The sequence below is a fragment of the Chthonomonas sp. genome (assembly GCF_035294505.1).
GTDB lineage: Bacteria > Armatimonadota > Chthonomonadetes > Chthonomonadales > Chthonomonadaceae > Chthonomonas.
The window spans coordinates 1-17,915 of record NZ_DATGKU010000105.1; the positions used below are offsets into that span (position 1 = coordinate 1).

The 17,915-nt window shown below is 52.4% G+C and carries 15 protein-coding genes; 7 read left to right on the top strand and 8 right to left on the bottom strand.

Translation table 11 applies throughout. From position 1 onward, the window contains the following. The first annotated feature begins 169 nt into the window (after positions 1-169). From VKV18_RS06175 to rfbD, 6 genes are all read left to right on the top strand, one after another. Positions 170-3,244: a hypothetical protein gene (locus VKV18_RS06175; RefSeq protein WP_324203348.1), complete on the top strand. Its 3,075-nt coding sequence runs from the start codon at positions 170-172 to the stop codon at positions 3,242-3,244. A 376-nt stretch (positions 3,245-3,620) separates the two neighbouring features. Continuing rightward, positions 3,621-4,070: a dTDP-4-dehydrorhamnose 3,5-epimerase family protein gene (locus VKV18_RS06180; RefSeq protein ID WP_324203349.1), complete on the top strand. Its 450-nt coding sequence runs from the start codon at positions 3,621-3,623 to the stop codon at positions 4,068-4,070. Further along, positions 4,067-5,122 carry a dTDP-glucose 4,6-dehydratase gene (gene rfbB / locus VKV18_RS06185; RefSeq protein ID WP_324203350.1) on the top strand — a complete coding sequence of 352 codons (1,056 nt, stop codon included), beginning with the start codon at positions 4,067-4,069 and terminating at the stop codon, positions 5,120-5,122. The genes VKV18_RS06180 and rfbB overlap by 4 nt, the downstream gene beginning before the upstream one ends. Positions 5,123-5,124: 2 nt before the next feature. Beyond that, positions 5,125-5,610, top strand: coding sequence for a D-glycero-beta-D-manno-heptose 1-phosphate adenylyltransferase (gene rfaE2, locus VKV18_RS06190; RefSeq protein ID WP_324203351.1), 486 nt, complete (start codon positions 5,125-5,127; stop codon positions 5,608-5,610). A gap of 9 nt (positions 5,611-5,619) precedes the next feature. After that, positions 5,620-6,594, top strand: a complete 975-nt coding sequence (locus tag VKV18_RS06195) for a decaprenyl-phosphate phosphoribosyltransferase (protein ID WP_324203352.1) — start codon at positions 5,620-5,622, stop codon at positions 6,592-6,594. Positions 6,595-6,606: 12 nt separating this feature from the next. Next, positions 6,607-7,482, top strand: a complete 876-nt coding sequence (gene rfbD / locus VKV18_RS06200; RefSeq protein WP_324203353.1) for a dTDP-4-dehydrorhamnose reductase — start codon at positions 6,607-6,609, stop codon at positions 7,480-7,482. A 382-nt stretch (positions 7,483-7,864) separates the two neighbouring features. Here rfbD and VKV18_RS06205 read toward each other — a convergent pair whose 3' ends face one another. The 5 genes from VKV18_RS06205 to VKV18_RS06225 all read right to left on the bottom strand — a co-directional run bounded on the left by VKV18_RS06205 (position 7,865) and on the right by VKV18_RS06225 (position 12,241). Further along, positions 7,865-8,533 (bottom strand): hypothetical protein, encoded by a 669-nt coding sequence (locus tag VKV18_RS06205; protein WP_324203354.1) that lies wholly within the window; start codon positions 8,531-8,533, stop codon positions 7,865-7,867. 416 nt (positions 8,534-8,949) lie between these two features. Then, positions 8,950-9,651 (bottom strand): RHS repeat-associated core domain-containing protein, encoded by a 702-nt coding sequence (locus VKV18_RS06210; protein ID WP_324203355.1) that lies wholly within the window; start codon positions 9,649-9,651, stop codon positions 8,950-8,952. Further along, the gene (locus VKV18_RS06215; protein WP_324203356.1) at positions 9,609-10,010 is read right to left on the bottom strand and encodes a hypothetical protein; all 402 of its coding nucleotides are present in this window, start codon (positions 10,008-10,010) and stop codon (positions 9,609-9,611) included. Before VKV18_RS06215 ends, VKV18_RS06210 begins: the two co-directional genes overlap by 43 nt. An 854-nt stretch (positions 10,011-10,864) precedes the next feature. Then, positions 10,865-11,329: a hypothetical protein gene (locus VKV18_RS06220; RefSeq protein WP_324203357.1), complete on the bottom strand. Its 465-nt coding sequence runs from the start codon at positions 11,327-11,329 to the stop codon at positions 10,865-10,867. Positions 11,330-11,728: 399 nt separating this feature from the next. Next, entirely contained in the window at positions 11,729-12,241 is a 513-nt protein-coding gene (locus tag VKV18_RS06225; protein WP_324203358.1) for a hypothetical protein, read from the bottom strand. A 2,918-nt stretch (positions 12,242-15,159) separates the two neighbouring features. Between VKV18_RS06225 and VKV18_RS06230 the strand changes: the two genes are divergently transcribed. Then, positions 15,160-15,357 (top strand): type II toxin-antitoxin system HicB family antitoxin, encoded by a 198-nt coding sequence (locus VKV18_RS06230; protein ID WP_324203359.1) that lies wholly within the window; start codon positions 15,160-15,162, stop codon positions 15,355-15,357. A 261-nt stretch (positions 15,358-15,618) separates the two neighbouring features. Here the strand turns inward: VKV18_RS06230 and VKV18_RS06235 are convergent, their stop codons facing one another. The 3 genes from VKV18_RS06235 to VKV18_RS06245 all read right to left on the bottom strand — a co-directional run. Next, positions 15,619-16,047: a hypothetical protein gene (locus VKV18_RS06235; RefSeq protein WP_324203360.1), complete on the bottom strand. Its 429-nt coding sequence runs from the start codon at positions 16,045-16,047 to the stop codon at positions 15,619-15,621. A 618-nt stretch (positions 16,048-16,665) separates the two neighbouring features. Further along, positions 16,666-17,313: a hypothetical protein gene (locus tag VKV18_RS06240; protein WP_324203361.1), complete on the bottom strand. Its 648-nt coding sequence runs from the start codon at positions 17,311-17,313 to the stop codon at positions 16,666-16,668. Positions 17,314-17,677: 364 nt separating this feature from the next. Then, a partial coding sequence (locus tag VKV18_RS06245) for a hypothetical protein (RefSeq protein WP_324203362.1) occupies positions 17,678-17,915 on the bottom strand: 238 nt, incomplete at its 5' end.

Below are 17,915 nucleotides of genomic sequence, written 5' to 3' on the forward strand. Positions count from 1 at the left end.
CAATTTGGTGACCACCGATCCGGGCTTTTTAGACCCTCTGGCCCCCGAAAAACGGGGTTTTGAACTCCTGCCTCGTTCTCCCGCTCTCCATATGGGCTTCCGACCTATCCCATTCAACCAAATAGGGCCGAAAGGCTTTACATCCAGCAGATAAGGGTAAAATTTTATTATGAAGTCGCACCTGTACGCCGTCCTAAGTTGTGTTGCCTGCTTTCTGTCGGCCTGCTCCGTTTCTGCAGAACTGACCTTTTACCCCAAAACCTTCACGCCCAACACCGTTATGGAAGCCCGCTATCTTCTAAAAAACATCGGCAGCACGGTGAGTGGGCAAGAGCGCACGGTTTCTACCGGTGGTTATGTCCTCTACGCCTTTCCGACAACGGCGGGTGCGCTTTTTAAACTAAGCCTCACCCTCTCGTCCGACTCCACACTGCCTCGAATTGCTGTGCTGGATATGCACAACAAACCGTTGCCTTTCCGGCTTCAAACCGAGCCAAACGGTGTACAGACCCTGCTGTGCCACATTCCACCCGCCTGGCCTTTCGCCGACAGACTGCGCATACGGCTGGGTGCAAAGTCAGGTTCGTTTACCATTCAACAGTTTGCCTTGCAAGAAAACCCCATTTGTGACCCTAACTCACAGCTTCCCATCGGGGTACTTCACTGGCTCTCTGCTACAAACAACCTACAGGCCCTTACGTTCCCTTGGAAAGATCGCCGCACCGATCTGCTTTGGGACACCGTTGGGCTACCGACACCGCAAACCGAGCCGCCGACAAGCGCAGTACAGTTGCCGCCAACCAACCTTTCGGCAACCGCCATTAGCGCCTGGAAATCGCGCGATTTCGCCGTCTTTTCCTATCTCCCTACAAATCTCGATCCGCTCTACTTCCAACAACATCCCACTTCGGCACAATTGGGAGCTAATGGGAAGCCCATTCTTCTTAACAATCTCTCTCTTCTCGAACCGCTAGCCTCTAACCTCAGCGCACTCACACCTAACCTCTCTCTGTTAGCCTCCCAGCCCCTTAGCGGAATCTCTGTGCAGGCCCTGCCCTATCTCGCCGATGCCGCCTTCTCCTCGGCTTTTCAAACCGCGTGGCAGCAAAGCTATCATGCACCATGGCAGCCGCCTACTGCCAATATCGCTGCACGCTACCACACCTCTTCGCTCATGGCACAACTCGATGCCGATTTTCATGCGGCTCTTCTGCAGCAGCTACAATCCAAAACTTCTCCCCCTCAAAGCCTCCTAATGGTGCCCGATCCGCTAACCGCCCTCCTCCAAAACGAGATCGTACCTTGGTGGCAAATTCTCCATAAAGCACCCTACGATGAGATCGGTACCCTGCCCAACTTAACCACTCTCCTTCACCCCATATGGCTTGCGGGCGATAGGCGCCCCGACCCGTTTTATAACGCCTATCTCATCGCATCGTGGCTTCAAGAGTTGACACGTGGCCTCCGCACAACCCCTCGTTTTTCTCTATTGCTCCCGGCCGCCGACACCCCAACGCTTTCGCAAAGCGAGGCCACCGACCTTATGGAACAGCAAACGGTGGCCGCACTGCTCGGTGCGTCGCCACAAGCCGTCTCGCTCTATCCCTCAATCTCGCCCATCGCCTCAATGCCTAACTATCAAGAGCTGCTCAACATCCTGTCGGCTCTTAGTATTGTCGGCAACTACCCAGCCTCACCGAACAACCTATCGCCCATTGGAGTACTCGTTGGCGATGGCATAACCTATCAGGGCAATACAGCCGGCGCCTTAGATGACCTCTACGCGCTCACCCTGCCCATCCTCTCGCAGGGGATTCCCTGTGCGCTTGTTTCCTTAGAGCGTTGTGTTGACCCCGGCTATCTCGCTCCTTATAAAGTCCTTATTCTCACCTGCGATCCTCAAAAACCCATTGGCTCCGCCACAATGGACGCCCTTGCGAACTGGGTACAGGCCGGGGGCGTACTCATTGTGGTCGGAGGCTCCAGCGCCTTTAACGACATCGCGGATGCCTGGTGGCGCCAGGCCGGCTACAAAACTCCCATCGCCTACCTGTGGCAACGGCTTGGGCTTCAAGTCGGCGATTCCGCCGTTGTCGCTCCCCCCCAGGAAACCACCTCCCTCACTTCCATAGCCACCTATCCTGCCGATAACCCTCGCATTGTCCGCACGCTCAATCTCACTCCTTACCTTAGCCGGGACGGGAGCGTGGTCGTGCGCTTCACCAACTCCGGCAACAACCCCAATCGGCCCGCTCTTGTGCACACCATCGAGCTGCGCGTGGGCAACAAAGTTGTGGCCGCCTTCCTCGCCGGCAGTGAGGTAGAGAGCTACTTCCTGGTCTACAACCACGGCTCCGACATCGTTCCCACCGGTCGCATCGCTCCTCCAAACACATCATGGACTTATCAATTCGATCATTTACCAACCAACCAGCCTATCGAGTTGCTTGTAGATTGCGAAGGGCCGCTTCAAATTGCCGCCGGCCCTGCCACTCCAGATTACGCACGGGGCTTGCTATCCGCCAGTCAAGAGGGCGATCTTACCCGGTTTTTCCCGCGCTTCCACCCACCCTACGATTGCACCATTACCTCCTACTCCTTACCAAGTGGTGCACAACGGCCGGCCTTTCAACCTCTCTACCTGCTGCGTAACGGCACCAGCCCCATCTGGATGGCTCATGTCAATAACGGGATCGTTTTGCAAGTTGGGCTATCCCCTCGCTATTTCGCCGCCAACGAACTGAGTGCATCCCTTTTGCGGGCACTCCTCGAGGTCGCCGCACACCATGCACGCCTCTCTCTTCCCCAGCACAGCTACCTCGTTCGTCAATACGGCCCGATCTATGCCATCCGCACCTTCAACGACTCCTATACGCTTCCGGGTCGCTCCCTAGACCTCTTTTCTGCCTCCCTCGAAGTGCGCCAAGACCGCGTCATCCCGCCCCATACCGCTGCTTTGCTTCTCGCGGTTCCCCCGACCAATACACCGGCTCTGCTGTTTAGCAATGGACGGCTGCTCGCCGTGTCCAACGCATCGAACCGACTTGGCTTCCTCGTTGCCGGCCCGGCAGGCACCCAAGGTTTAGCCCGCGTAGCCACAACAAATCGTCCTCTGCTCGGCGTGAAGGCTATTGATCTCTACGGCGATCCGGTGCCCGTTCAAGTGCTGGACAGCGGCGATACCCTCCTGCTCATCTATCCCAACGACCCCGACGGCATCGCCATTCGGGTTCATTGGAAATAGTTCGGTTTGTGAAGCAACACGCTCTTATCATTCAACAAAGCAATGCCGCAAGCTGCTACAATAATAATGCCCTACGGTTAACACCCATCGCCTAAAGGGGGTGTCTTGCCCTAGCCGTTGTAGGTGGCTCTCGATGCGGGGCATAGGCGATACCTATATATAATGCGCTGGCTATACATGGGGGAAATAGGTGTCAAACCCATCACAAGGGTGCGGAGGAGTGGACAAGAGGATAGGGCGACTTGGTCTCTTCGCCTTCTACGGGGACGAGACAATTCCCCATGCCGACTACCGTTCCCTTGTCTCAGGTTTTTATGGAATTTAAATATGTGCACGGAACACATCTTTCTTAAAACGATTGGATAAGGAGCGACTTATGGATATTGAAGGGGTGATCCTTCGCCCACTGAAACGCCATACGGATGCGCGCGGTTGGCTTATGGAGTTGTTTCGGGATGACGAGTTGCCCGAAGCGTTTCGCCCTGCTATGGGTTATATCTCTCTCACCCATCCCGGTGTGGCACGAGGCCCCCATGAACATCGCGATCAGACCGACGGCTTCGCGTTTCTCTCCGGGCGCTTTGAGATCACTCTATGGGAAAATCGGCCCGGCAAAGAGCGTGTGAAGCAGGTTATCCTCGCCGGTGAGGAGAACCCCATTTTTCTGCTGGTTCCTCCAGGGGTGGTACACGCCTATCGCAACGTTGGTGAAACCGATGCCTTTGTGCTCAACTTCCCCGATCGCCTCTATGCGGGTTGGGGGCGTAAAGAGCCGGTAGACGAGATTCGCCACGAAGAGATCGACTCGGAGTTTAAGCTGTCATGAGGAACGAAACCAAAACGGTTTTAGTAACCGGTGGGGCCGGCTTCATCGGCAGCAACTTCTGCCGCTACACCCTACAACATCATCCTAACTATCGTGTCGTGGTGCTCGACGCACTCACCTATGCCGGCAACCTCTCCACCTTAGCCGACATCCAACAAAACCCATCGAACGAGGGCCGCTTCCGCTTTTACCCCGGGAAAATACAGGATGAAACGGTCGTGCGTGGCATCCTTGAAGCCGAACAGGTGAACTACATCGTCAACTTCGCGGCCGAGAGCCACAACGACCGCTCTCTGCTTGATCCCGGCAGTTTCATCCAAACCGATGTCTATGGGGTTTTCGTGTTGCTCGATGCAGCCCGCCGTCATAACGTAGAGCGCATCGTTCATGTCTCCACCGACGAGGTGTGCGGCACGATCTCGACGGGCTGCTTCACCGAGGAAAGCCCCCTCCTGCCCAATACCCCCTACTCGGCCAGCAAGGCGGGCGGCGAACTGCAAGCACGCGCACACCATATTGCCTACGGTACGCCGGTGCTAATTACCCGCTGCGGCAACAATTTCGGCCCCTATCAGTATCCGGAAAAGCTGTTGCCCTTCTTCATTACCCGCCTTATAGACAACAAAAAAGTGCCTCTCTACGGCGACGGGTCGCAAGTGCGCGATTGGGTCTACGTTATGGATCACTGCAGCGGCATAGACTTTGTGCTGCATCGCGGCGCCGTCGGCGAGGTCTACAACATCGGTTGTAACGAGGAGCACCCCAACAAGGAGATTGTGCGGGTGCTGCTTGAGACGCTGGGCAAGCCCGACACGCTCGTTCGCACCATCCCCGATCCGCGCGGGAAAGCCCACGACCATCGCTATAGCCTCAGCACCGACAAAATTCGTTCCCTCGGATGGCGCCCCTCTCATCCCTTCCGTGAAGCGCTCCAGCAGACCATTCGATGGTACGTCGAGAACGAAAGCTGGTGGCGCCCAATCGTCTCTCGTCCAGACTACCAAGACTTTATTCGCCGATTCTACGGCCCCTACTTAGGAGAAGACCTCTAACGATGGGGCAGTTCATTCCAGACTACCATCGCCTTGCCGAAACTCTTTCTGCCCTGCGTGACGAGGGGAAAACCCTTGTTACCACAAACGGCGTTTTCGACATTCTCCACATCGGGCATGTGCGCTATCTGCAGGCCGCCAAGCAGTTTGGCGATCTGCTTGTGGTAGGGGTCAATACCGATGCCTGTACCCGTCGACTCAAAGGCCCCGAACGTCCCATCGTGCCCCAAGAGGAGCGCGCGGAAATTCTCGCGGCTCTTGCTTGCGTAGACTATGTAACCCTGTTCGACGAACCGACCCCAGAAGCGCTTCTAGAACAGTTGCGCCCACATATCCATGTAAAAGGCGGAGACTACGACCCAGAAACTATTCCGGAGGCGGCCGTGGTGCGCCGTTTTGGGGGTAAGGTTGTGACCATACCGCTGGTGGGTGGGCATTCGACCACAGATATCGTAAAAAAGATACAACGCTCTCTGCTACGAGGCTGACAGTTTTTCATGGAAACAAAGGCTTCTTCCTTGCCGGAACCGCTACCGAAAACCGATCGTTCAATAGGGCGAACGCTTCGTGCGCTCTTCGAGGCCACCCGCCCAAAGCAAGCAACTAAAAATCTGTTCGTGTTCGCCGCTCTCGTGTTTGCCGGTGACCTTTTCAAGGCCTCCCTCTTCCTACGCGCCCTCCTCGCCTTTCTCATTTTCTGCATCACTACAGGCGGTGTCTATCTATTCAATGATATTTTCGATGCCGAGCGCGACCGACTCCATCCTCAAAAGCGGCATCGCCCCATTGCCTCCGGAGCGCTTCCTATCCCCCTGGCTTGGACGGCTGTTTTCTGCCTGGAAGCCGTAGGCAGCATCGCGGCTTTCTTCATCAACCTTCGGTTCGGCATCACGATTGTGGCCTACATCTTGCTGCAGGTGGCCTATGGGCTTTTTCTTAAGCAGATCGTGCTGCTCGACGTGTTTGCCCTGGCGGCAGGCTTCCTTTTGCGAACGGCCGGTGGTGGGTTCGCCATTAAAGTGGGCATCTCTCCGTGGCTGCTGCTCTGCACGCTGGAGCTGGCGCTTTTTCTCGGCTTTGGCAAACGACGCCAGGAGATCGTCACGCTCGGCCCCGATGCAGGAAAACACCGGCCTATCCTCGAGGAGTACAGCCTGCCTCTTCTCGATCAGCTCATCGGCCTTGTGGTCGCCATGACCCTCATTTCCTACTCCGTCTATGCCGTCGAATCGCCGTCGGCCCGCTCCCATCCCCATCTCTGGGCCACCGTGCCTATCGTCCTCTATGGGCTTTTCCGATATCTCTACTTGGTCTATCGAAAGGGATGGGGTGGCGCGCCGGATGAGGTGCTTTTGCAGGATCGGCCGCTTCAGATCACCATTCTGCTGTGGTTTCTGCTCGTTTTAATTCTTTTTGCCTTCGATGGGCACACCAAAGGGGGCCTTCTGGGCTATCTTATCCTTCAAAGGTAAAGGAGGAAGCGCATGCGTATTCTGGTTACCGGTGCCAATGGAATGCTGGGTACAGACCTGTGTTGCCTGCTCGAGCAGAGCGGCCACGAGGTTATTCGCTCTTCGCAAAGAGAGAGTGCCGAAAGCGATGTAGCCCTCGACATCCTCGACTTTGCCTCCACGCGGGCGACGCTGCGACAGCACAAGCCGGAGATGCTCATCCACACGGCTGCCTATACCCATGTAGATGGCTGCGAACGCGACCCCGACCGAGCGTTCCAAATCAACGCTTTGGGCACCTGGCATGTGGCGGCCGCCTGTGCGGAACAAGATATTCCCCTTGTTTACATCAGCACCGACTTTGTGTTCGACGGCCGCAAAACCACCCCCTACACCGAGTTCGACACCCCCAACCCCATCAACCACTACGGCGCCTCCAAGCTGGCCGGTGAGCAGGCGGTGCAAAAGCTCTGCCGACGCCACTACATTGTGCGCACCCAGTGGCTCTTTGGCGTTCACGGGAAAAACTTTCCGGGCACCATTCTCGAATTAGCCCAAAAACGCAACGAACTGCCCGTTGTAGTTGACCAGCGCGGCAGTCCCACCTCCACGCTTGCCCTCTCACGCGCCCTTATCAAGCTGTTGGATAGCCCTCTTTATGGCACCTACCATATCGCCTGTAAAGGGGAGTGCAGTTGGTTCGAGTTCGCGCAGAAAACGTTGGAGTTGGCCGGCATCTCGCATGTAACCCTTCATCCTATTCCCGCAGAGCAGTGGCCATCGCCAACCCATCGCCCGGCCTACTCCGTATTGCGGCGTTATGTGCTTGAACTGCAGGGTCGCGACGACTTACCGCCTTGGCAAGAGGCATTGGAAGAGTTTATCGAGTTGCTGAAGGCAAAAAAATAAGCCTGTGCTCCAACTGCAGCACAGGCGCCATCAAACACGACGGTCTTCACAATCGAAAAGGAGGACATGCGCTGCACAGAACACTTCTCGGAAGGGCTCCCGAGGGCGCTCTGTACAATCTCTATTAACGTAAGTGGGCAAGGAAAAGTTCCTTTGTCCGAATTTCGACTAGATTCGATTCGCCATTCCATCGCTAACAGCGACCTATTGATATCCAAATTGTTGGCCAAAGCCGCTCCGCACAGGCTATAAGGATTCCGCCTTGCCTTGGCTCAAAAGCCTTTTGAAGCATCTCCTGCCAAAGCTTACGGCAATAGCGTTCAAACTTCGTCGGTTTCCGGTAAGGCGAGAACTTCCTCTTCCCTTGGCTTCCTTACCTGCCCTAGCGCCGCCACAGACGCCCTAGCCGGTGCCGATACTCGGCTTCGCTTAACGGTTCCTTGAGGTCTCCAGCTGAGTTGCTATCGCTTTGAGAAAGAACTTCCAAATCGCCTTGCTCCGCTTCCAAAGAACGCAATAGCTGTTTAGGGTCTTCCTGTGCTACACGTAAAAGTGGCTCAAAAGAGGGGTGGGAAACACAAGGGCGAACCAAGTGTTGAGATGGGACACTCCGTTCCAAAACCTCTAAACACTGCTGGGCAAGCTGACGAATGAGAGGTTCCTCACCACTCCAACGCCCATCCGACAAAACACGTATGAGTTCCCTTGTGCGGGCAGAAGGGACTAGCAAGCCTTTCTCCACTTGCTGATAGAGGTTTGCAAGAACAAGAAAAGCAGAAAGCTTATCTGTGCGCCTCAGGTGGTACTGAATGACCTTCTCTGACCAACGTTCCCGGCCTATCGTTTGCAGAATCGTCTCTAGGGCAGAGGAGTTTCCCGTAAACTGATTCCATAGCTCTTCAAGCAGACGCCGCTTTTCTTGCTGCAGTGGGTCGCCTGCTTGGGTAAGAGGCTTGCTATCGGGAGAGCCGGTTGAGGGCAATGTATCTCTTAGATTCTCCAGCAGAACGAGTTGGGCTTCATGCCCCTCCAACCGGATAGATTCGAACATGACAAGAAGGTAGAGAAACCATACCATTAAGTAAAAGGGAAGAAAATGAGAAGCGAAACAGACAAGCATCGCTGTCAACAGGAGACCAGGGCCGATAACGAAACAGATCAGGTCTCTTCGATCAGCTTTCCGCGAAACGGTAGGCAGTTGAGAGATAGAGGATTGAGTGGATAGATTTTTCTTGATTTTATGCCGATGGAGTCCGATCCCTAATGGGAGAAGGAACATAAGGAGTGCACTTAGGCCTCGAAACGTGCGGACGACAGGAGAGACGAGAGCCAAAGGAGGCGGCGCGAGTAGCTCCCCCAAAGCAAAAGCCACCGCGATCGTGAAAACTTCGATGTCATAGAGCCTCCATCTCGTACCACCCCTTTTTGTTCTAGACGTCTCTTTTCTGGACATAGCGATATGGTCTCCTATAGGTCACTTGTTGCTATAGCAATCATGTCTATGACAGCTTGTGCACCTACTTCGGCGATTGCCAGAGCGGCAATGCCACCTGCTAAAACTCTTGCCAGCCGCGATAGTTGACTAATTTGTTGCATATACCCCATAATACCCCGTGCGATCTCCAAAGAGGCGGTTATAGCTATATAAGCTTCCCCTGCCTTCAGATTTCCAATACCAGGAACTAATAATAGTACCGCCCACAAGCCCGTTACAATGAGAGCAGTGTTCGATGCCACTGATAGTCCTTGAGTATATTGAAATATAGCAAGACAAGTCAACCAAAAGGCTCCTGAGACCCCGAGAGAGAAAGCTGTGATTTCAAGACAAGAAATCCAATCTTTGCCATCCATCCACTCAGCATATCTGCCAATACGATCTATCATGTTGACAGGATTTCTACCACAATACACAAACCAGTTTGCCCCATCCCTACCTGGGTCTTCACTGAGGAACCCGCCCAGCACGGGGTCCATGTAACGTGCTCTCATGTAAATTAAACCCGTGTTCCCTTCGCTCTCATGCCCTAAACCACCCACATACTTCTGACTGCTGCTCCCCACCTGACCACTCCGCACCATGCCATACACATCGTACTTCCTACTCGCCGTGATGTTCCCACTCGGGTCTACCTCCTCCACAATGCTCCCAAACCATCGTACACATACCACGCCACACTCTGATGCACCACATCCCGACGATACTCCGGACCTCGAGGGCCTATTAGGTACATGGCAGAAACATAGGGCGTGTTCGTCCCCTGAGCATACCCCACCTCCTCCACTGGCATGCTCGCATCATAGACCGTGTCCACTACATTCGTTACCCCATTGCTCACCACCACACTCCGACGCCTTAAACCGTCCGCGCCATAGGTGAACTGGCTGCTGTAGGCCACCCCGTTGGGCGCCGTGTAGTTGCAGGAGACCAAACGGTTCTGGCTGTCCCACACATTGCTGCGCCCTCCACCGCTGAGCGTGTTCCCGTCTAAATCGTTAATATAACCGCTCCCATTCCGGCTTACCAACATGTTGGCGTTATTGTAACCGTAATTCTATGTCCCTATCACGTTATCCTGCTCTGTTAACCGGTTACCCATCCTCTAACCCAAAACAATACAGACTATTTTCCATCACCCTCTGAAACCTTCTTATATGCACAATCTCCCTCGGCTTTCTTTTCCTCTGCACCCCTCCCTGCAAAACGATAGACTAAAGGATGCCGCGTAGACTCTTTGACTGCACGTAACAGACTATCACGCTCGGACTTGAATGGGCAAGGCCTTGAGGGCGTTCGGAAAACAAAAAGATACGCCACACTCAAACTGCAAAATAGGTACAATGCTCTTATACTCACCCCTAGAAACAGACGGCAAGGCAGGGATGTACACATCCCTGTTAAGCCATTAGTCATCGCAAATACAGCCAGCAACATATAGAATAGCATCAAGGCAAATCTTTGACCATCTGACTTTCCCTTCAACCGTTGCGGGTCAAAAAAGAAACAGAGAGCGCAGAAACCTTGAAACATAAGCGCACTCCCACCCGGATTTTTGGACAAGGGTGTTATGAGCCATTGGCGGAAAGAGAGGTGGCTGCCCGGCCATAGCAAAAATATCGCTGCAAAAACACAAACGAGGTACATGAACCATTTCAAAATGTTACGAGTTCGTGTTTTACTCATGTTAGAGCCTCTTGAGCATCAATATGGGCACAGAGTGTAACTATAGCTAGAAATAGGGGAGCAGTCTGTCTTTCTTGTCTTCTGCTCGTACCGTTGGCTCTAGCCTTAGCACTCTATCGTCCTCTCTCATTGAGACTTCTCTTCCTTTCCCTCGACTATATGCAGTAGCGCTTCTGGCCGCTCTTCCACCCTCCTCACCAGTTACCAGGCAAACTCGCTATTCCTTTCGGTACCGCTCCCGCGCAATAAACTCCTCGCGTATTCCTGTTGTCGTCGTAACTCCTCCAATACAACTTTTCCGCGCTCCCTCAACTCGCTGTCTTTCACCGGACACTTTCCTCTCACAAAGGCCTCCAAAGACTCTAACGCCGTTAGGTCGCTTCGACGCTCTAACACTCCTAACACCCATTCTACCACCTCGACATCCCCAGACCATAGAAAGAAGTAAAAGCTTTCTCTCACTTGCTGTGGCATCGCATCTAACACTTCCAAAAAGGAAGCATCGCGCATCGCCTCGCCTAGCATCTGTTTAATCAGTAAGAACCCATCGGGCATTTTCCAAGTCCAGATGCCTTGTTGAACGTATTGCGACCGGTAACCGATAGGAAAATCGTACATGACCCGAAAGTAGCGGCAGGCGCACTCCAGTCTTTCTTGAAGGGTCATCTGCGACATTGGCCTTTGTAAGAGTTGGTTAAGAGCCATCTGCTTTTTTTGACGATACAAAGCTAGACCTAAAAAAGCTATAACACTATGAATCACTACTAGCAACGGTGCGGAATGCAATATTCTACTCAGCGTTAAATGGAGAGAGAAAAGCCAGTTCCTTTGAAGTGCAAGTTCTATCGGCATCAAGCTAGAAACCAGTATGTCGAGTGCGAGAATGGCTGCTATTATCGCAGGCCCTATCCAAGCTAGATAGAACCAAAAGCGCCGTTCTGCTCTCTCTAGGGCTGCTATCAACTTCAAAGGCTTTGGCATGCTCATAGTTTTACACTTATACTTCCTGTTCTTGGGCAGATTAAATGGTACCAGGAAAAGATATGAAAATGCTACTTCTACCCATTAATCCAATCCATCATTTTGAGATGAGACCAAGCGGGAATCGATCACAGGCTGATCAGAAACCCCTGCAGGTTCCCAAGCACGCATGAGGGTTAAGTCGGAACCCGGTTGGCACTTTGTTGCAGGGCGCAGTAGATTTAACTCCTTATTTCGCTTTAAGATTGCCCACAGCTCCTTTCGACACGCACGTGCCAAAACACGTAACCGAGGATGCTCACAACGCGTCATAAATCGCTCGACAAGTGCCAAGGCGCTCACAACCTGTCGGCTACGAATGTGTTCTAGCAATTGCTCACTGAATTTCGGTAGAGTTGGCGAAAGCCAGCCGTAGACTATCGCTTCTCCACAGGATTCCACCAAGCCGTTTACCTCTGCAGTAGTTAGCTCTTCTAACTGTTGTTTCACCTTGGATATAAGGGCCTCCTTACGCTTGCTCCATCGGTGCAGCGACGGCCACAAAGGCACCCACGTGCTTAGTTCTATAAACCACAAACTTTCCACAAGCAACTGCATTCTGGTTTCAGAGGCCCCTTCGCCCTGCAAAGAACGCGCCCAACCTTCTTCTATCTGCCGAAGCCATAAAAGCTCCCGACTTTTCAGAAGAAAGTCAACTGCAGTCGAACAAGCCACAACGCATAGAGGCTCGCCCACAGCCCAACCGGAGAATATTTTCCCAAGTAAAATCAGTCTCGCTTGGCCGAACAGAGGATGCAACAGGCCGCAGACTAGTGGGATTCCTAAAATAGCGCAGCCAAGCAGATAGGCAACTTGTACCCACTTACCAAATACAAAAAGGCGGCTCAAGATCAGAAGCTTGTATGAGGCCTGCTGTTGCCATAAGCTGCCCAAAGGCGCCGGTTGTTTCCGTTTCCTTAGAAAGGCGGTATAGCTTGCCTCCGAAAACGGCTTAAAGCTAAGGTATCGCTGCAAAGAAGTAAGGTGTCTCTGCGTGCCCTTCATCCACGCGAGTGTACCACGACCATTTAAAAACAGCCATAAGCACAAATCGGCACCTAACAGTATTCCCCTCCCGATAGAGTGTTTAAGCCGGAAAGGAGAAAACCAAAAATCTTGTGTCAGCGCAACAAGCATGTACAGGGGCACAAGTCTTAGGTGAGACCTCAGTATGTCGTCAACCCGGTTGTATTGTTCCTTCATAGAGTTACTCTTCCAATCCAGCGATATCTTGATAGGCTTGACCTAGCCGAGCCCCCTATACACCACTGCGCGATGCCACCTATCAAGCAGGTTGCCCACTCTCCTAGCTCAAGAGCGTCATTTAACATTTTAGCAAAATTTGAAATCCATTCTCATTCAACCTCTCCATTTCCATTCTGTCCAGGCTTCACTGACGTCGCAGCCGCAACAAGTCCCAATAAACCGTCTAGCGTAGGACTGGACAACAACTTGAGAGAAAAATCTGTTCCAAGAGCGATACTAAAACTTATGATTGCGCCGACGAACCTGCCAAGCACAGGGTCCATGTAACGCGCCCTCATGTAAATTAAACTCGTGTTCCCTTCGCTCTCATGGCCTAATCCCCCCACATACTTCTGACTGCTGCTCCCTGCCTTGAGCACTCCGTACCATACCGTTACAGTTATTTAGCCTCTATCTTCTCTTGCCATTTCTAGACCCAAAAGCGTGTTCTGCTAATGACTCTCCATCAAGATGCCACTGCTTTAAGCGACTATAGACCCAATCCCGAATTCGGTTGGGAAAGTGGTCTTCTCTAGTTAGCCAGGCCATGGAAAAGGAACCCCAACCCAGTAGAAACAACAGAAAACTAGGCGATAGATAATGACTTTTAAAACGAAGCGACCAGCACAGAACTCCTAACAATAGATAAAAACCGGCCTTCGCTATTCTCGCATGAAGCCAGGATAATTTCAACCAGACGTTACTTAGCTCAGAAAAGAGACGGCTTAGAAAAGTACCTATAGCTACTACAAACAACCACCAAGGCAGGATATGCATACATTTTATGAGAATGAGTCCAAACACAATGCTGCCGTTATAAATGGCACCGACTACGCCGTCTATCTTATCCTCTGCCGAACTTGCTGATGTCACTGCCGATTTCGTAGCCATCACCGTCTCCATAAAGTCTATGTTTGCTATGTGTCCAGATCATCCCCCGCTTGCTCTTCCATGATTATATACAATTTCAATATGAATGTTTTCCTCTGCAGCCGAAACTTCAACGGATAGCGTTAGACTGCTTCCGGCTTCTAAAGAACCTTCCGCTTCCAAAGCACCCGTATCGTCTATAGCCCCGCCTAACATTTCCTCTGTTTCTCCCGTCACTGCCACATCGGAAGTTGTTCTGTGCAGCTTATTGAGCGCCTCCACAAGCCTTTGAAACGATAAACCTGCCTAGACCGCCGGCCACATGTAAATTAAACCCGTGTTCCCTTCGCTCTCATGGCCTAAAGCCCCCATACGTCTGACTGCTACTCCCTAACTGGCCACTCCGCTGTATATAGGGAGTCAATACCGATAAACAGTCCCTCGCTTTCGCTTGAAGCATCGTCTCGCTATCCGTTCTCGCCTTCCGTTGCACTATAGCGCATAAAGCAGGGTATGCCTCTAAATAACGGCGTTGCTCGATGAAATCAATTATCAAGAAACGCAATTCCTGAAATTCCTTGCGATATTGTCTCCGAAAACGAGACTCATCTGAGATTAAAATCAAACAAAGCTTCTCCATGGTATCGTCCGATACTCTTAGTGAAGTTGGCACGTTTTTTAGGTAGCGCATAAGCTCGCGCAGGGCCTCAAAGAGTGTCGGCTCGTATGGTTCCTTAGCCAATGCTCTCCATCGCATAATAACTTCCGCAACGTGGGAGATCGCAGCATCCAACCGAGAAGTGAGTCCGCTTTTGGCGACGAAGAGATCCGTCCAAAGTTCCAACCGCTCACTTGGGTTCGTAGACGTATGAAGCTTTCGATAGAACTCCTTGACATAGTGTCTTCTCGCCCAAACTATAAGGAGAATTTGGATTAAAGCTATCAAGGCATATAACCCGCACAGAATAAGGTGATAACCATGCAATCCCACTGCATAGAGAGAAAAGAGATAGGCTAATGCGAGTATGAGAAGTACCCCCCATACCACAAAAAAATAACTCCCCCACATGGTTTAGGCTCCTGTTTCCTGTTGTCTTACTCTACCAAGCACCCCTTTATCTTGCCCTCCCTACTTGGTCTGTCCTATCTTGATTGCTGCGCCCTCTACCGCTTAACGTATTTCCGTCTAAATCTTTGACGTAACCGCTCCCATTCCGGCTTACCAACATATTGGCGTTATTGTAACCGTAATTCTCCGCCCCACTCACATTATCCTGCTTGCACCACCCACCACACAGGAACTTCCCCCTCACTTCCTTAGTATTTTCTCCCTAGAAATCTGCCGTGTAAGGACATCACCCATGAAAACCTTCGCGGCCTACATCACTTGGAACCCACAAACGAAACTCTATGTCGGCATCGTCCCCGGTGTCCCAGGCGCCCATACCCAAGCAGCCCCCCTCGATGAACTGCAGCACAATCTCCAAGAAGTCCTCTCCCCCTGTTTGGAGGAACTGCATGAGGAGGACTGCCTCACTTCATCGGGCTTCAGCAGATAGAAGTCTCCGCATGAACCGCCTGCCTGCGGTTACTTTTCAGAAAAGGGAACAGGTGTTCCTGCGGCTGGGGTTTTAGGCTGTACGGCAAAAAGGCTGTCATGTATTTACTCGCCATCCGGACGGGCGCACAACTCATTGCCCCATCATGCAGGAAGGGTTTTGGCACACCCCCGCCTGCGAGAGATATTGCGTGAGATTGAGATCAGCCCGAGCGAGTTGGAGGAGCTTTTGAGGAAGGTGGAATGGGTGCCAGTCTTAGGTCTAGAAACTCGCCTCCTTGGGACCACGGCAACGGTCGCTCTCCTGCTCCTTTCCTCCTTCCGCAGAACGAAGGAGCACGTTTCTGCTAGGCTCTTCTTCAGAGGCTGCCCCGGCCGTTCTCAGCAAACACTCTCTATCTTCTCGGTTGGAGGCACGTAACAGATGCCTATGGTCAGCCTGTAAGCAAGTTTGCAAAATCGGAAGGCATTTTTGCGCCTCTTGGGCTACGATTGGCTCCTTCCCAGCCCGCATCCCGACCGCCAAATCTCTCACCAACTGCAAGGTAGGCGCAGAAACCACCAAATGCCCGCGCTCGGCCTGTCTACACAGGCTCACCAAAGCAAGATACGCCCAAAATGCCTGCTTACTTTTCAAGGCACTGCACAGCTCTTCTTCTGAAACCGGCGCCTCCAACAGCGGTTCAAACAAGCGGAGGAACTCCTCAGGATGTTCTTTATGTTCTTGCCATAGCTTTTCAAACAGATGTTCGTGCTCCCCAAAAGACCTAAGGTTCTTTTGCGTCGCTAGGGCAGGAATACATGCCGACAACAGCGGTAACAACCTACTGTCGATCCGCGAACGCAGGAATGTGGAGAAGAGGCTGAATAGGCCTAAACCAAATTGCAATACACCGTACCAAGCATAGAGGCTCTTGGATGTGTTGAAACATAAGTATATAGAGAACATTACGATTAAAACCGTTAGGATGGACAACGCCCAGGGCCATCGGTATAAACGCCGATAGGTATCAAACACCCACAACCCCATCCCTTTCTTTATTCTGCGACGTACACGGGTGTAGTCGCCGTATACAAGCCATAAAGGGAGGCTGGCAAGCAACACAAGGCTTAACGCCTCGATAAAGGATGGGGCAAGGGGTCGTAGTAGCACCAGCCCTAGCCACAACAAACCCACAAGCAGCACTACGCCGGTTGCCCCAGAAATATGCCTCCAGTTTTTTAATAGCTTCGTCACCCCATTGCTCACCACCACACTCCGACGCCTTAAACCGTCTGCTACCCCTCGAGATGAACGGTTCCCCACTGACTATCCTATAAATCTTAAATTACACGTCGTTTCAAATCCCTTTATGCGCATTATCCCAGCCTCTTTATCCTCTGCGACTATGTCTATACCATAACCTGCACAACCATAAATCGAAATACGCGCCACCGAACCCACATCCGGTGGCTTCCTGCCTGCCTCCAAACCCGCATCCGATGGCTGCTCACTTAACGCATACTTGAGAGGATTCTCTACCGCTAGAGTTATCGAGCCGGCGCTCTCCCCTACACCCAAAATCCTAAATTCACCCCCGCCTGAGCTTAATGCCTGTAACTCCATTACCTTCCTACCCACATTATCATAGACCTCTATCTGACCCCCATCCGAATCGCTGAGAAGACCTACCAAGACCCGACCAGCCTCGCTCAAAACCTCTATCCGGCCCTTCTCTGCCTCCGCACGAAAACGAAGGCGTGCCGAACCATCCGGGGCCAGTATTCGTAGTTCGGTGCCTTCACGATCTGTCACCGCTTCGATGCCAGGGGCCAGCGGGGTACAAACAGTGCCCACCGCCTCACCCTCCATCTCTTGAGAGGATAAAAGCTGCGCCCGAAGTCCTATTAAGCTTTCCAGACGTGCCAGACGCTCCTCTAACAACCGCAACCGCTCCTTAACGGTCTCCTCTTCCATCTCTAGCCTCCGTCCTTTCTCCCTCTTGGGAAGATAAGGTTACAAAATAAGAAATTCCTCTCACTGCTCGATTTGACTTGCTAAAAGGATGACCTATACCAGTCTCCTTAAGACCGACCCTCCAGCCCGCCCCATGAGGAACCTGTCCATATGCTGCGCTTGCATGTCAATCAAACCCATGTTCCCTTCGCTCTCAGTGCCTAAACTCCCCACCTACTTCTGATGGCTGCTCCTCACCTGACCGTCCCGTACAAACCATGCATATCTTACTCTCTTGGCACCTCCTCGTCATCGCATGGTTCGTTACCACACTCCTCCACCTTAAAACGTCCGCCACACTTCGAGATTGACAGTTCCCTCCGGACTACTCTATAAATTCTAAATAAAACGTCGTTTCAAGTCCCTTCATGCGAGTTATCCCTGCCTCTCTATCCCCTGCGACTATGTCTATATCATCACCTCCACAACCATAAACGTAAATACTTGCTACTGAACCCACATCCGGTGGTTTCTTGCCTGCCTCCGAACCTGCACCCGGAGGCTTCTCACTTAAGGCATACATGAGCGGGTCGTGTACATTTAGAGTTATCGAGCCGGCGTTC

What these genes read in the sequence shown, in the direction of transcription:
- VKV18_RS06180 (WP_324203349.1), top strand. Translation starts at nt 3,621, where the DNA reads ATGGATATTGAAGGGGTGATCCTTCGCCCACTGAAACGCCATACGGAT.
- VKV18_RS06195 (WP_324203352.1), top strand. Translation starts at nt 5,620, where the DNA reads ATGGAAACAAAGGCTTCTTCCTTGCCGGAACCGCTACCGAAAACCGAT.
- VKV18_RS06205 (WP_324203354.1), bottom strand. Translation starts at nt 8,533, where the DNA reads ATGTTCGAATCTATCCGGTTGGAGGGGCATGAAGCCCAACTCGTTCTG.
- VKV18_RS06240 (WP_324203361.1), bottom strand. Translation starts at nt 17,313, where the DNA reads ATGGAAGAGGAGACCGTTAAGGAGCGGTTGCGGTTGTTAGAGGAGCGT.
- VKV18_RS06230 (WP_324203359.1), top strand. Translation starts at nt 15,160, where the DNA reads ATGAAAACCTTCGCGGCCTACATCACTTGGAACCCACAAACGAAACTC.
- rfbD (WP_324203353.1), top strand. Translation starts at nt 6,607, where the DNA reads ATGCGTATTCTGGTTACCGGTGCCAATGGAATGCTGGGTACAGACCTG.
- VKV18_RS06175 (WP_324203348.1), top strand. Translation starts at nt 170, where the DNA reads ATGAAGTCGCACCTGTACGCCGTCCTAAGTTGTGTTGCCTGCTTTCTG.
- VKV18_RS06215 (WP_324203356.1), bottom strand. Translation starts at nt 10,010, where the DNA reads ATGTTGGTAAGCCGGAATGGGAGCGGTTATATTAACGATTTAGACGGG.
- rfbB (WP_324203350.1), top strand. Translation starts at nt 4,067, where the DNA reads ATGAGGAACGAAACCAAAACGGTTTTAGTAACCGGTGGGGCCGGCTTC.
- rfaE2 (WP_324203351.1), top strand. Translation starts at nt 5,125, where the DNA reads ATGGGGCAGTTCATTCCAGACTACCATCGCCTTGCCGAAACTCTTTCT.
- VKV18_RS06220 (WP_324203357.1), bottom strand. Translation starts at nt 11,329, where the DNA reads ATGACCCTTCAAGAAAGACTGGAGTGCGCCTGCCGCTACTTTCGGGTC.
- VKV18_RS06225 (WP_324203358.1), bottom strand. Translation starts at nt 12,241, where the DNA reads ATGCAGTTGCTTGTGGAAAGTTTGTGGTTTATAGAACTAAGCACGTGG.